This is a genomic window from Gallaecimonas xiamenensis 3-C-1, from assembly GCF_000299915.1.
In the GTDB taxonomy this organism is placed as follows: Bacteria; Pseudomonadota; Gammaproteobacteria; order Enterobacterales; family Gallaecimonadaceae; genus Gallaecimonas; species Gallaecimonas xiamenensis.
Genome location: NZ_AMRI01000005.1, coordinates 85625 through 98914, shown reverse-complemented (window position 1 = coordinate 98914; position 13290 = coordinate 85625). Strand labels below are relative to the sequence as shown.

13 protein-coding genes are annotated in these 13290 nt (G+C 62.3%); 9 read left to right on the top strand and 4 right to left on the bottom strand.

Features of this window, described 5'->3' with window-relative positions; translation table 11 throughout:
• The first annotated feature begins 109 nt into the window (after nt 1-109).
• The 6 genes from B3C1_RS04925 to B3C1_RS04900 are packed head-to-tail and all read left to right on the top strand — an operon-like array spanning nt 110 to nt 6751.
• The gene (locus B3C1_RS04925; protein WP_008483321.1) at nt 110-1066 is read left to right on the top strand and encodes an AAA family ATPase; all 957 of its coding nucleotides are present in this window, start codon (nt 110-112) and stop codon (nt 1064-1066) included.
• A complete protein-coding gene (locus B3C1_RS04920; RefSeq protein WP_008483320.1) occupies nt 1063-1998 on the top strand; it encodes a DUF58 domain-containing protein in 936 nt (311 codons plus the stop codon). The genes B3C1_RS04925 and B3C1_RS04920 overlap by 4 nt, the downstream gene beginning before the upstream one ends.
• Complete coding sequence (locus B3C1_RS19280; RefSeq protein ID WP_008483319.1) at nt 1992-2447, top strand: DUF4381 domain-containing protein; 456 nt, start codon at nt 1992-1994, stop codon at nt 2445-2447. The genes B3C1_RS04920 and B3C1_RS19280 overlap by 7 nt, the downstream gene beginning before the upstream one ends.
• Nucleotides 2434-3405, top strand: coding sequence for a VWA domain-containing protein (locus B3C1_RS04910; protein WP_008483317.1), 972 nt, complete (start codon nt 2434-2436; stop codon nt 3403-3405). The genes B3C1_RS19280 and B3C1_RS04910 overlap by 14 nt, the downstream gene beginning before the upstream one ends.
• Nucleotides 3402-5171 (top strand): VWA domain-containing protein, encoded by a 1770-nt coding sequence (locus B3C1_RS04905; protein WP_008483315.1) that lies wholly within the window; start codon nt 3402-3404, stop codon nt 5169-5171. Before B3C1_RS04910 ends, B3C1_RS04905 begins: the two co-directional genes overlap by 4 nt.
• Nucleotides 5165-6751 (top strand): BatD family protein, encoded by a 1587-nt coding sequence (locus B3C1_RS04900; protein WP_008483314.1) that lies wholly within the window; start codon nt 5165-5167, stop codon nt 6749-6751. The genes B3C1_RS04905 and B3C1_RS04900 overlap by 7 nt, the downstream gene beginning before the upstream one ends.
• Here B3C1_RS04900 and B3C1_RS04895 read toward each other — a convergent pair.
• Nucleotides 6742-7428: an SDR family oxidoreductase gene (locus B3C1_RS04895; RefSeq protein ID WP_008483310.1), complete on the bottom strand. Its 687-nt coding sequence runs from the start codon at nt 7426-7428 to the stop codon at nt 6742-6744. The genes B3C1_RS04900 and B3C1_RS04895 overlap by 10 nt on opposite strands.
• 119 nt (nt 7429-7547) lie before the next feature.
• Between B3C1_RS04895 and B3C1_RS04890 the strand changes: the two genes are divergently transcribed.
• The 3 genes from B3C1_RS04890 to B3C1_RS04880 all read left to right on the top strand — a co-directional run bounded on the left by B3C1_RS04890 (nt 7548) and on the right by B3C1_RS04880 (nt 10359).
• Nucleotides 7548-8108: a sigma-70 family RNA polymerase sigma factor gene (locus tag B3C1_RS04890; RefSeq protein ID WP_051012881.1), complete on the top strand. Its 561-nt coding sequence runs from the start codon at nt 7548-7550 to the stop codon at nt 8106-8108.
• A complete protein-coding gene (locus B3C1_RS04885; RefSeq protein ID WP_008483307.1) occupies nt 8105-8821 on the top strand; it encodes a DUF3379 family protein in 717 nt (238 codons plus the stop codon). Before B3C1_RS04890 ends, B3C1_RS04885 begins: the two co-directional genes overlap by 4 nt.
• Nucleotides 8822-9069: 248 nt before the next feature.
• Nucleotides 9070-10359: an OmpP1/FadL family transporter gene (locus tag B3C1_RS04880; RefSeq protein WP_008483306.1), complete on the top strand. Its 1290-nt coding sequence runs from the start codon at nt 9070-9072 to the stop codon at nt 10357-10359.
• A gap of 41 nt (nt 10360-10400) precedes the next feature.
• Here the strand turns inward: B3C1_RS04880 and B3C1_RS04875 are convergent, their stop codons facing one another.
• From B3C1_RS04875 to B3C1_RS04865, 3 genes are read right to left on the bottom strand one after another with little or no spacing between them, the layout of a single operon-like run.
• Entirely contained in the window at nt 10401-10883 is a 483-nt protein-coding gene (locus B3C1_RS04875) for a RidA family protein (protein WP_008483305.1), read from the bottom strand.
• 11 nt (nt 10884-10894) lie between these two features.
• Nucleotides 10895-11491 carry a c-type cytochrome gene (locus tag B3C1_RS04870; RefSeq protein ID WP_008483304.1) on the bottom strand — a complete coding sequence of 199 codons (597 nt, stop codon included), beginning with the start codon at nt 11489-11491 and terminating at the stop codon, nt 10895-10897.
• Nucleotides 11488-13065: a flavin monoamine oxidase family protein gene (locus B3C1_RS04865; protein ID WP_035481183.1), complete on the bottom strand. Its 1578-nt coding sequence runs from the start codon at nt 13063-13065 to the stop codon at nt 11488-11490. Before B3C1_RS04865 ends, B3C1_RS04870 begins: the two co-directional genes overlap by 4 nt.
• Between the last annotated feature and the right edge of the window lie 225 nt (nt 13066-13290).

Below are 13290 nucleotides of genomic sequence, written 5' to 3'. Positions count from 1 at the left end.
TGTAACCACTCCATTTCAAAATGGAAACGCCTGGCCAAGAGACTGCTGTAGACCTTAATTGCGTTTTCCGTTACAAAAAGGTCAACACTCAAGAATAATCAGAAAATCAATGACACGCGCTGCCTTCACCCGCCTGCGAAGCCACCTTGATAAACAAGTGGTGGGCCAGAGCCAACTGACCCAGAACCTGCTGATCGCCCTACTGGCCGATGGTCACCTGTTGGTGGAAGGCCCCCCCGGGCTCGCCAAAACCCGCGCCATCAAAGCCGTGGCCCAGGGCCTGGAAGCCGACTTTCACCGGGTGCAGTTCACCCCTGACCTGCTGCCGGCGGATTTGACCGGTACCGATATCTACCGGCCGGAAACCGGCGAGTTCGCCTTCCAAAAAGGCCCCCTGTTCCACAACCTGCTGCTGGCCGACGAAATCAACCGGGCCCCGGCCAAGGTGCAGTCGGCACTGCTGGAGGCCATGGCCGAGCGGCAGATAACGGTGGGCAAGACCACCTATCCCCTGCCCCGCCTGTTTTTGGTCATGGCCACCCAAAACCCCTTGGAGCAGGAAGGCACCTACCCACTGCCGGAAGCCCAGCTCGATCGCTTCTTGATGCATGTGAAGGTGGACTACCCGGACGCCCAGACCGAAATGGCGATACTGCGCCTCAACCGCCAGGAAGCCATCGAAGACAAACCTATACCGGTAGAGCCGTTGAGCCAGGACGACATCTTTGCCGCCCGCCGGGAAATATTTAACCTGCACCTGGCTGACGCCGTGGAGCAGTACATGGTGGCCCTGATTATGGCCACCCGCGAACCGGCCCGGATTGACGACGAGCTGGCCGGCTGGCTGGCCTACGGCGCCAGCCCCCGCGCCACCGCCGCCCTTGAGCGCTGCGCAAGGGCAAGGGCCTGGCTGGCCGGCCGCGACTTTGTCACCCCAGACGATGTCCAGGCCCTGCTGCCCAACGTGCTTCGCCATCGCCTGCTGCTGTCCTACCAGGCCGAGGCCGGTGGCGTCACCATGGAGCAAGTGCTGGACCGTATCCTCGCCCGCGTACCCTGCCCATGAGCGCCGCCCTACCCAGTGGCGCCAACGGCGTCACCCTGTGCCTGGACGAACTGGTGCCTTACCGGCGCCTGGCCCGCCAGGTGCAACTGACCCCCAAGGCCAGTTCCCGCGCCCACCAGGCCGGCCAGCACCAGGCCAGGGCCAAGGGCCGAGGCATGGACTTTGACGAAGTGCGCCAGTACCAGGTGGGAGACGATATCCGCACCATCGACTGGCGGGTCACGGCCCGTACCGGCAAGCCCCACACCAAGCTGTTCCGTGAAGAGCGGGAAAGGCCGGTACACCTTATTGTCGATTTGGGGCCCAGCATGCAGTTTGGTTCCAAGCTGCTGTTAAAGGCGGTGCAGGCCGCCCACCTGGCTTCCCTGCTGGCCTGGCACGTGGCCGAGCGCGGGGACCGCATCGGCGCCCTTATCGGCAACGGCGACAGCCACAAGGAACTCAAGCCCAAGGGCCGCCAGCAAGGGGTATTGGCCCTTGCCCACGCCCTTATCGACCTGCAAAACCAGGCGCCGGACTTGCACCAAAGCAAGCCTGAGCTACTGAACGATCTGCTGCGCCGCAGCCTGAAGCTGGCCGCCCCCGGCAGCCAGATCTGGCTGCTGACCGACCTGCAAGGCTGGGACACCGAAAGCCAGTGGCTGCTGGCCAGGCTGCACAAGCACGCCGACGTCTGCGTCTTTATGATCACCGACCCCCTGGAGCTGACCCTGCCCCAAAGCCGCCTGCCCCTGACCCTGCCGGTACAGGGACCGACCCAAAAGGGCCTGCTGCCCATAGGGTCGGCGCGCTTTCGCAACCACTATCAGCGCAGCCGCTTAAAGACCATCCAGGCCATACGCCAGACCCTCAAAGCCATGGATATCCGTTTTTGCGCCGTGGGCGCCCAACAGTCTTTGGAATTCCAGCTCGACCGGGTGCAGCCATGCTAGCCAAGCTCAAAGACATCCACGAACCCCTGCCCCCCTCCGCCTGGCCTCTGGCCCTGGGCTGGTGGCTGCTGCTGGCCCTGGTGCTGGCCGCCATTGCCGGCGCCATCTGGTATTGGCGGCGCCAGCGCATCACGGTGGGAGACAGGTTGCAACAACGCCTGCAGCAACTGGGTAACGGCGAAGACTTTCTGGCCATGCTCAACCAACTTCTGAAAGAAGCGGCCTGCTATTACCACCCCAAGGATCAGGTAAGCATCCTGTCTGGCAAGCCCTGGCTGGCCTTTTTACAAGCCCAGGCCACCCAGCCGGTGGACAGGCACCTAATCGAACTCCTGGAAGCCGGTCCCTATGCCAAGAGCTTTCCCATCCGTTACGAGTTGTTTCGGGATCTAAAGGCCTTCGCCAGTGCCTGGATCCACACTCAGGAGGGTCACAGTGCTGGAGTTTGAAGCCCTCTGGGTCCTGCTGCTACTGCCGCTGCCCCTGCTGTGGTTGCTGTTGCCAGCCCAACCTGTGGCTAGCCTGACCCGCCTGAAAGTACCACTGGCGGTGGTTCACCAGGCCGACGACGACAACCCTGCCGTCGCCCGGCGCCGCCTGCCGGCCTGGCTAAAGTGGCTGGGTTGGGCGCTGCTGCTGGCGGCCTTGGCCCGGCCTGTCTGGGTCGGGGATCCGGTCAGCCTGCCCGACAGCCGCCGGGAAATGATGCTGATCCTGGATCTCTCCGGCTCCATGCAGGAAACCGACATGGAATACGGTGGTCGCCCCAGTGACCGCCTCACCGCCGCCAAAGGGGTGTTGTTCGACTTCATCAAGGCCCGCCAGGGCGACCGCCTGGGCCTCATTCTTTTTGCCGATCATGCCTATGTGCAGGCTCCCTTGAGCTACGACCTGGACACCATCGCCACCCTGATGTCAGAAGCCGAATTGGGCCTGGTGGGTAACCGTACCGCCATCGGTGAAGCCATAGCCCTTGCCACCAAACAGCTGGTAGGCCGTAAGAGTCAGAAAAAAGTGGCTGTGCTGCTTACCGACGGGCGCAACACTGCCGGCGGCATCGAGCCGGACGATGCCATCGCCGCCGCCAGGGAAAAGGGCGTGACCTTCTACGCCATCGGCTTTGGCTCTGACTACCAGATAAAACGCACACCCCTTGGCAATATCAAGGTGCCCAATGGCGATCCGCCGGACGAAGCCCAGTTGGCTCGCCTGGCCGACGCCACCGGCGGCCGTTTCTTCAGGGCCAAGGATGCAGACCAGTTGGAAGACATCTACAAGGAGCTCAACCAACTTGAGCCTTTGGAAGACAATACCCAGACCCTGCGGCCCCGCACCGATATCTTTTACTGGCCCCTGGCCCTGTTGCTGCTGCTGAGCGTGGCCCTGGCCCTGTGGAGGACCCGATGATCTGGCTAAGACCAAGCTGGCTGCTGGCCCTGCTGCCCCTGGCCTTGCTGCTGTGGTGGTGCTGGCAGCGCCGCCCGGCCGGCTCCGGTTGGCAAAAATTGCTGCCACCGCACCTGGCCAAACACCTGCTGGTAGGCAAAGACGGCGCCCAAAGCCGCTGGCCTCTGGCGGCCTTGGCCCTGGCCTGGCTGCTGGGTACCCTGGCCCTGGCCGGCCCCAGCTGGGAGCAAGACCAATACCCCCTTTACCAATTAAAGGGCGGCCGGGTGTTGGTGATGGACATGTCTTTGTCCATGCGCGCCACCGATCTGGCCCCAGACCGTCTGACCCAGGCCAAATACAAAGCCATCGACCTGGTGCGCCGCCTCAACGAGGGTGAGACCGGATTGGTGGCTTACGCCGCCAGCGCCTACACCATAGCCCCCCTGACCCGGGACGGCGGTACCCTCGAGCATCTGCTCCAGGCCCTGTCCAGCGAAATCATGCCGGCCCAGGGCTCCAGGGCCGATCTGGGGGTAGTCCAGGCCATAGAGCTGCTTCAGCAAGCCGGCTACCGGCGCGGTGACATCCTGCTCTTTACCGATGGTCTCAACCCCAAGGAAAGCCGCGCCCTGGCCAACCTGGACCTGGGGCCGTTCAACCTCTCTACCCTGGTGTTCGGTACCGAAGCCGGCGCCCCTATCCGTACCCTGTCAGGGGAACTGCTTAAGGACGGCCAGGGCCAGGTGATCATTCCCCAAAGCCGTTTGAGTGATACCTGTGGCGCCGTCAACGGCCTTTGCATCAAGGCGGGCCTGGACGATGGCGACCTCAATGCCCTGCTGACCCGCCCCGACAGTGGCCAAACCCAGTCGGACGAGGTAATGACTCTGCCCAAGGACGGCGGCCGTTACCTGCTGTGGCTGCTGCTGCCCTTGGCCTTGCTGGCCTTTCGCCGGGGCCTGCTGGTACTGGCCCTGGTGGCGGTATTGCCCCAGCCTAGCCACGCTGCCCTCTTTAAAAACCAGGGCCAAGAGGCCTACCAGCAATACCAGGCCAAGGACTACGCCGAGGCGGCCAACCAATTTAGCGACCCCAACTGGCAGGCCGCCGCCCTGTACCGGGCCGGCCACTACCAGGACGCCGCCGCCCTCTGGCAAGACCAGCCCGGGGCCCAGGCTCGCTACAACCAAGGCAATGCCCTGGCGAAGGCCGGAGATACCCAAGGTGCCATCGGCGCCTACCAGGAGGCCCTGGCCGAACAGCCCGACTTTGCCGATGCCCGTTTTAATCTGGACCTTTTGAACCAACAACAAGACCAGCAACAGCAGGGCCAAGGCGACCAGGGGGATGAGTCGTCAGGACAAAAAGAACAGGATCAAAAACCGGGGGACCAGGGCCAGCAGCCCGGCGACCAGTCGGACGCCGACAAGGGCAAGCCCCAGGACCAGGGGGATAACTCCCAAAAGCCCAAGGAGCCCGATGCCGGCCAGCAAGGGGACAAGGACGCCGGAGCCAAGGACCAACCCAAGCCACAGGGCAACGAGCAAGGGCAAGAAGACGACAAGCCCAGCCCCCAAGGGGCGGACGACAAGGGTAAGGACCAGGGCCGCCAACAAAAGGCCGGCCTTGCCAAAGGCGAAGGGGACCCATCCCAAGGCCCCATGCTTAACAGCGACAAGCTGCTGGACGCCGTCAACGACGACCCCGGTTACCTGCTGCAACAGAAAATGCGCCGGGCCTATGAAGCCCAGGCCAAACACGATAAGGAAGAGGAGCAATGGTAAAGCGCCTGCTTTGGCTCTTGGCCGCCGGTTTGCCGATGCTGGCCATGGCCGCCACCCAGGTGGAGGCCACCTTAAGCCGCAACCCCGTTATCGCCGGAGAGGCGGTCACCCTGGAGGTGACGGTCAATGACGACATGGCGTCGGACGCCCTGGACACCCAGCCGCTGTTCAAGGACTTCATGGTCGGCAACACCAATGTCAGCCGCTCCACCCAAATTCAGAACTTCAACGTCAGTCGGGAAACCCGCTGGCGCATCAGCCTTATCGCCAAAAAGCCGGGGCAATACCTGGTGCCGTCCCTGAAAGTGGACGATCTGGTCACCGCCCCCATCAAGCTGGAAGTGGTGGCCCCTGGCGCCAGTACCAAGAGCCAGGACTTGATCTTGGAAACCAGCCTGTCCGACACCCAGGTTTACCCCGGGGCCCAGGTCAACTACCAGGTGCTGCTACTGGTGGGTAAGGACCTCAAGTCCGGCAAACTCTCGGATCCCAAGATGGACAAAGCCGAGTTCAAACCCCTGGGGGAGGACAAAGAAGGCACCCTGACTCGCCAGAGCCGGCGCTACCGCAGCTTTGAACGCAACTACGCCCTCTTCCCCAAGGAAGTGGGCAGCTATGTGGTGGAGCCGCCGGTCTTTAACGGCGAAATTTTCACCCAGGACAGCCGGGGCTTTTATCAGAGCCGGGAAGTAGGCAAGGTCGGCCAGCCCCAGAGCCTGACGGTACTGGCAGTACCTGACCCCAGCCGCCCCTGGCTGCCGGCCCGGGAACTGAACCTGGAGGAGCGCTGGAGCGGCGACCCAGAACATTGGGCCCTGGGCCAACCCCTGACCCGCACCCTGGTGCTCACCGCCACCGGCACCCTGGCCACCAACCTGCCGCCCCTGGATATTCCGGTGCCGGAAGGCATCAAGGTCTACCCGGACCAAAAAGACCGTAAGAGCTACATCAACGACGGTTGGATGATGGCCCAGCAGCTCTCCGCCGTGGCTCTGGTGCCGGCCAAGGCCGGTACCTTTACCCTGCCGGCAGTGGAGGTGACCTGGTTTGACACCCTGGCCAAGCAATATCGGGTCGCCAGCTTACCGGCCCGCACTTTCACCATAGCCCCCGGCACCCTGCCCCAGTCACAAGTGCAAGACAGTCAGGCCGCTCCGGCCACCACCAGCGCCGGCTTCTGGCCCTGGCTGACCCTGGCTGCCCTGCTACTGTGGGCCGCCACCCTCTGGCTCTGGCTTAAGCCCCGTCTGGGCCAAGCCAAGGCCAAGGCCCTGCCGGAGCAGGAATCTCCCGGCTGGCTTAAGCTGCGCCAGGCGGTGTTGTCGGGGGATCCGGCCAGGGCCGGCCAGGCCTTGCTGCTGTGGGCCCAGGACAAATACCAACTCCACTCCCTGGAAGCCCTGGCAGCCTATTTGGCCCATCCGCCCCTGGCGGCGGCCATCAACAATCTGCAGCAAAGCCGCTTTGCCCCAAGCCTTGCCAGCTTCAACGGCCAGGCCCTGTGGCAGGCCTTGCAGCAGGCCAAGCCGCCCCAGGCCCCGCCCCCCGGCAACGGCCTTTACGCCCGCTTTCAGCTGTAAATCATCTTACGGCTCATGCCGCCATCGGCCAGCCAATGCTGGCCGGTGACAAAGCCCGCCTCCTCGCTCAACAGCCAAGCCACCAGGCTGGCAATGTCACTGCCCCGGCCAACCCGGCCCACCGGGTGCTGGCCGTGGTCGGCCAGGCTCAGCTCGGCCTGGTCCGGGGCTATCCAGCCTGGGCTGACGCAGTTGACCCGCACCTTGGCCCCCAAACTGATGGCAAGGGCGTGGCTCAGGGCCACCAGCCCCCCTTTGCTGGCCGCATAACATTCGCTGTTGGGCTCGGACATCAGCGCCCGGCTCGAGCCGATATTCACCACACTGGCCCCTTCGGCAAAATGGGGCAGCAAGGCCTGGGTAAGCAGCAGGGGCGCCGTCAGGTTCACCGCCAGCACCTGCTGCCAGGTGGCCAGGGACAAGTCCGCCAAAGGGCTGTTGTGGGGGTCGCTGATGGCGGCATTATTGACCAGGCCATGGACGGCGCCGTCAATGCCGGCCCCAAAGCGGGCAATGGCGGCGGCGTCGGCCAGATCCAAGGCCTGGCAGCCGGGGCCTGCTGCTTTGTCCAACCCCAGCACCTTGGCGCCACGCTGGCGAAGATAGTCACAAATGGCAGCGCCAATCAGGCCATTGGCCCCGGTCACCACCAGGTTTTTTCCGTGAAAGTCAGCCATGGCTGGTTCCTTTGGGTGCAAAACCCCAGCATCGGCTGCCGCCAAAGCCTTTGCAAGGCCTCGTCAGCCGACCGGCCCTCGGCTAAGGTGGAAGGCACCACCACTTCATCAAGAAACCCATGCTAGGGCGAAAGCAAATGCGCACATGGCCGGTCAATGAAGCCATGAACACAAAACAACGACGATTCGAGGCCTTGGTCGCGGCCCTGTCCACCGACCTGTATCGCTATGGCCTCTGGCTAACGGGAGACCCGGCGGTCTCTGAGGATCTGGTCCAGGAAAGTTTCCTAAGGGCCTGGCGCTACCTTGACGACCTCAAGGATGAAAAGTCTGCCAGGGCCTGGCTCATCACCATATTGCGCCGGGAAAACGCCCGCCGGTTCGAGCGCAAGCAATTGGAGATGAGCGACTATCAGGAGGCGCAGATCCTCGACGAGCACAGCCCCGACAGCGAAACCCAACTCAGCCACCTGGAGCTGCGCCGGGCCATGAGCCAGTTGGCCCAGGACTATCGTGAACCCCTGGTACTGCAGGTGCTGTTCGGCTACTCGGGGGACGAGATTGCCCAGATCCTCGAACTCAATACCAACACCGTGATGACCCGCCTCTTTCGGGCCCGCAACCAGCTGCGCGACATGCTGGCCACAGATTCCCCCAGCAGCAGGAGGGCAACAGAATGAACGAACTGGAATTTCGCCGCCGCGCCCTGAGCGATCCCCAAGACCCCGCCCTCAAAGCCGCAGCCCAGGACAGCGACGCCAATGCCAAGCTGCTACAGGAAGTGCGCCAACAGGACGCCAAACTGCTGGCGGCCCTGAAGGTGGCCGCTCCTGGCAACCTGGCCAACCGCATCCTCTTGAACCAAAGCCTCAAGGACTTCGAGCAGCGCCAGCGCCGCCGCTGGCGTTGGCAACTGGGCATAGCGGCCTCTTTTGCCTTCCTGGCCGGCGCCCTGCTGAGCTTTTTTGCTCTGGACCGCAGCCAGCTAGGTTTTAGCCAACATGCCCTGGCCCACGTCTACCACGAGTACCCCACCATGACGGCGGCGGTGGATGAAAAGGCAACCCTGGCCACCTTCAACAGCAAGCTGGCGGCCTATGGTGGCCAGATGGACCAGCAGGTGGGCCATATCTACTTCGTCAATTTCTGCGACTTTGACGGCATTAAGAGCCTGCACGCCGTCCTGGCCGGTGAAAAAGGCCGGGTGACCCTCTTTATCGTCAACGCCAAGGCCAGCAAAGGGGAAAAGGAAAAAGCCTATTTTGCCGACGGCAAGTTCGACGGCATGGCCGAGCAATGGGGTCAGCACCAGGTGATACTGATCGGTGAAAAAGGGGAACCCCTGCAGGAGATGGAGAATAAATTAAAGGCCCACCTTAACTGGTCCGCCTAACAGCTGTACACTGACGCCCGACCTGGTCCCGTACCAGGTCTTTTTTTGCCTGTAAGCCTTTGGCAGGGCTACGAAAGGGGACTCGGAGCCCGGCAAAGTTTACTGACCGCGATTCAGTTGACTTTCATCGCAAATAAGCCGTCAGAACCTGCGCTTTTTTATGAGTATTCGCCGAACTTTTGATAATATCCTCAACAGGTCCGCTGAGCGGACTTTAATCAAGGATGTCACGTAGAGAGATAATAATTATGCAGTTAATCAGAAAATCACTTCTCGCCAGCGCCATCTTCAGCATCTGTTCCGGTGCCATGGCCGCCGGTTTCCAAATTACCGAGCACTCAGCCAAAGCCCTGGGCCGTGCCAACGCCGGTGAAGCCGCCGTTGCTGAAGACGCTTCCGTTGTTGCCTCCAACCCGGCTTTGATGACTCAGCTGACCAAGCCTGTGGTAACCCTGTCCGGCTCCTACATCATGCCGAACATCGATATCGAAGGTACCGCCACCAACTACTTCGTTACCGGCGCCTCCCCCGTTTATACCGGCCAGAACGATGTGGCCCCCAACGCCTTTGTACCGGCGGCCTACTTCGTGCTGCCCATCAACGAGCTGTGGACCTTCGGTTTCGGCGGTTTCGGCAACTTCGGCCTCAAGACCGATTACAACGACCGTATCCTGGCCAGTACCCTGGCGGATGAGACCGACCTGGTCACCATGAACTTCAACCCCAGCCTTGCCTACAAGGTCGACGACAGCTTCTCCGTAGGCTTTGGTCTGAACCTGGTCTACGCCGACGCCACCATCAGCTCCAGCATGCCCGCTGCGGCCCCTGCGCCCTTCTCCGGCCAGCTGCTGACCAAACTGGAAGGTGACGACTACGGCTACGGCTGGAACCTGGGCCTGTACTACCGCTTTAGCGACGATACCCAAGTGGGCTTCTCCTACCGCTCCAAGGTTGACCTGACCCTGGAAGGTGAGGTCGACACCGGCATCATCCCCCAGCTCAAGCCCAGCGTACCGGCTAAGTTTGACGACTCTGTCGACCTGACCCTGCCGGCCCTGTGGGAACTGGCCCTGAACCAGAAGCTGACCGACACCCTGTCCGTACAGGCGTCCGTCAACCGTATCGAGTGGTCCGAGTTTGACCGCCTGCGCGGCAATACCACCCTGGGCGCCTCCATTCTGAACCAGGAAGAGCAGTGGGACGACAGCTGGGCCTACAGCCTGGGCCTGACCTACATTGCCACCCAGGACATCACCCTGCGTGCCGGCCTGAAGTTCGATGAGAGCCCGGTAGCCGACGAGCACCGTACCCTGCGTATTCCCGACTCCGACCGCGTCTGGTACAGCCTGGGTATGACCTACCGCTTCAGCCCCAACTTCGAAGTGGACGTCGCCTACAACTACCTGGACTCCGACGAAGCCGATATCAACGAAGGCGCCGTGATCAAAGACGGCAACCCGTCCCCGGCCGGCCAGTTCAATGGCACCATGAAAGGCGACGCCGACATCTTCTCCCTGCAAGCGTCCTACCGCTTCTAAGAGAGCTGTCGCGTCAAAAAAGGGCCCCGTTGGGCCCTTTTTTATGGCCTGATGGCAATGACTTCAATTTCCACCAGCATGCCCTCCCCGGCCAGGGCCGCCACCTGCACGGCGCTGCGGGCCGGCAGATTGGGCTGGGCCTGGGTGCCAAAATACTGGGTATAGGCCTTCATAAAGCCGCCAAAGTCCATCTTGCCCCCCAAGGCCGGGTCCCCCACCAAAAACACCGTCATCTTCACCACGTCTGCCATGGCCAGGCCCTTTTCCTTTAAGGAGGCCTCGATGCGCGACAGCACGCTCAGGCTTTGCTCCTCGGTATTGCCCCAGAAGGCGGCGCTGCCCTTGGCGGCCTTGGCATCCTTGGGAGCCGGTACCATGCCGCTTTGATAGACGGTGCCCTTGACCTCCACCGCCGAGGCGATGGGAAAAGTGCTACCCCCCGGCAAGGGGTAGCGCTTGATGTCGCTGGCCTGGGCGGCACCGGCTGCCAGCAGCAGGGTGCCCATCAACAGTGTCCGTTTCATTTTTATGGTCCTCAGTGTGGTGGTGCTGACAATTGGTTGAGGTAGACGGCGAGATCCCGCATCTCCTGGTCCGAGCCCAGCAGCAGAGCTGCCTGGCCCATGATCTGGCCGCTTTGGTCGGTGCCGGCCTGGCCCCGCTCCCCATCCCGGTAGGCTTTGAGCTGCTTGAACAGATACCAGTCGCTTTGGCCGGCCAGGGGCGGCGCCTGCAGCGCTTCAAGCCCTTGGCCATTATCGCCGTGGCAACCGGCGCAGCGCGGGTAAAGGACCTGGCCCCGGGCCGGGTCGCCGTCAAGGGTGCCCTCGGCCCGATGTACGCCGAGGCCAGCCAGAAAGCTAACGGCCTCCTGAATGTGCTGAGGCGACATGGTCTTCGCCACCGCCGCCATTTCCTGGCCATGCCAGTCCCCCTGGCCGCGCCAGCCTTGGCCAAAGCCATGGAGCTGGCCCTTGAGGTACCAGCCGGGCAGTATCGACAGGTTGGGGGCAGCAACGGTGGCATTACCGCTGGCGTTGCTGCCGTGGCATACCAGGCAGTAACGGGCATCGTCGCTGGCTGCCAGGGCCGGCAAAGCCAGTAGCAGACCCAACAGCAGCACTTTGTTCATGCGGCCTCCCGGGCACGCTGCCCTTCGCGGCGTTCGATATCGGCCAGGGCATGCCAGGCCGAGCGGATGGCCCCCTCCTGCCAGCCGGGGTGGAAACTGATCTGATCCCCCACCATGTAATGGCGTCCGGCCGGGGCCTGCAGGCGCTTGAAGCCGTCCGCCAGCAGCGCCTCTGGCCAATAGGAGCTGCAGCCCAGCATGTGGTTCATCCGTTGCCAGCAGACGGTGACACCGTTTTCCATGTACTGGGCGTAGTCCGGGTGCACCTTGCTGCCCTGGGCCAGGGCGGCCTTGAGGCGCTGGTCAGGGGTCATGGCGGCAAAGCGGTCGGCGATGGTCGGATCCCAGCTGTAGGCCCCCAGCAGGATGCCCTTTTGCTCGAAGGTGCCGTGCTCGGGATACCAAATCTGGGTAATGTCCTGGTTGGTCCAACTGATGCCGCTGTAGATCCCTTCTTTTTCCCAGAACCGTTCCTTGGCCTGGAAACCGATTTTAAAGAGCTTGCCCCGCTGCACTGCCCCCAGCACCTGGCGATAGTCGGCGGGAAAGTTATTGTCGATGCCGGCCATGATGTGGGTAGGAATGCAGTTCAGGCAGTAGTCGGCCCGCTCCACCTTTTGCTGGCCGCCATGGAGGTAACTGACCTCCACCCCCTGCTCGTCCAGCCAGACCTTCTGCACCTGGGCCTTGAGGCGGATCTTGTCGGCGGTGTGCTTGAGAAAACCCTGTACCACCCTGTCCATGCCCCCCACCGGGGTCATCATGGCCGGGGCCTGGTCCGCCGCCTCGGCAAAGTGCAGGGCGCCGGCCCAGTAGTGGCTGCGCATCAGGTCGCTAAAGCGGTTCGGCTTTTTCAGCATCTCAGGGTCCACAAAGCCGCCGGACACCAGGCCGGCCCGCTCAGTGCCCCGGTACTTGAGATCCGCGCCCAGATCGCCGTAGAGGCGCACAAATTCCTGCAGCTGCCCCAGATCGGCTTCGTCAAAGGGGGCGTCCAGATGCTGGGCCGAGGCCAGGGACTTGGCCATCAGCTCCCCCATAAAGCCGCGGATGTCGGCCTGGTATTCGGCCAGCCGCACCGGCTTGCCACCGAAGGCGGCATCGTCCTGGGTGTAGCAGTTGCGGTTGTCGTTGCTAAAGAGCTGCAGCGCCACCCCCAGCTCGCGGCAGTAATGCATCAGGCCGGTATGGGAGGCGGGGATCCGTGCTGGCCCGCAGTTAAGGTAGAGATGGGGCTTGTCGTCAAAACGGCAGTACTGGGGGTTACCCAACTCGTCGATAAAATCGCCGTGGCGCACGGTCAGGTTGCGCCCGCCGGGCCTGTGGGAGGCTTCCAGTATGGTGCAGCGGTAACCGGCCAGGCCCAGCTCATAGGCGGCGGTCAAGCCGCTGATGCCGGCACCCAAGATCAAGACCTTGGGTCCCTTGCCCGGCACCGGTGTCAGCCGCTTTGGTGCCGCCTGTACCGGCATGGCCGTCACCCCCAGCAGGCCGGCGGCTTGAAACAGCGCCGCCGAGCCCCCGACCCGCCCCAGCAGGCCCAATAGTTGCCGCCGTGTCAGTGCATTTTTCATAAGCCACCCAATGTTACGGATTAGTTTATTCAGGGATTTGAATTCGGCCGTTTTTATAAATTAAGCGCACTCCCAACCCTAAACATAAACCTCGTAACTTTTAAAACACTCATTATCAAGCCAATAACATTATGGGACAAACATCACAAAAACTAGAGCATTTACTCTATGGTAAGACATTGTATTTAAAACATTATTACGCTTACGTAAAGGTTAAAAAACAAG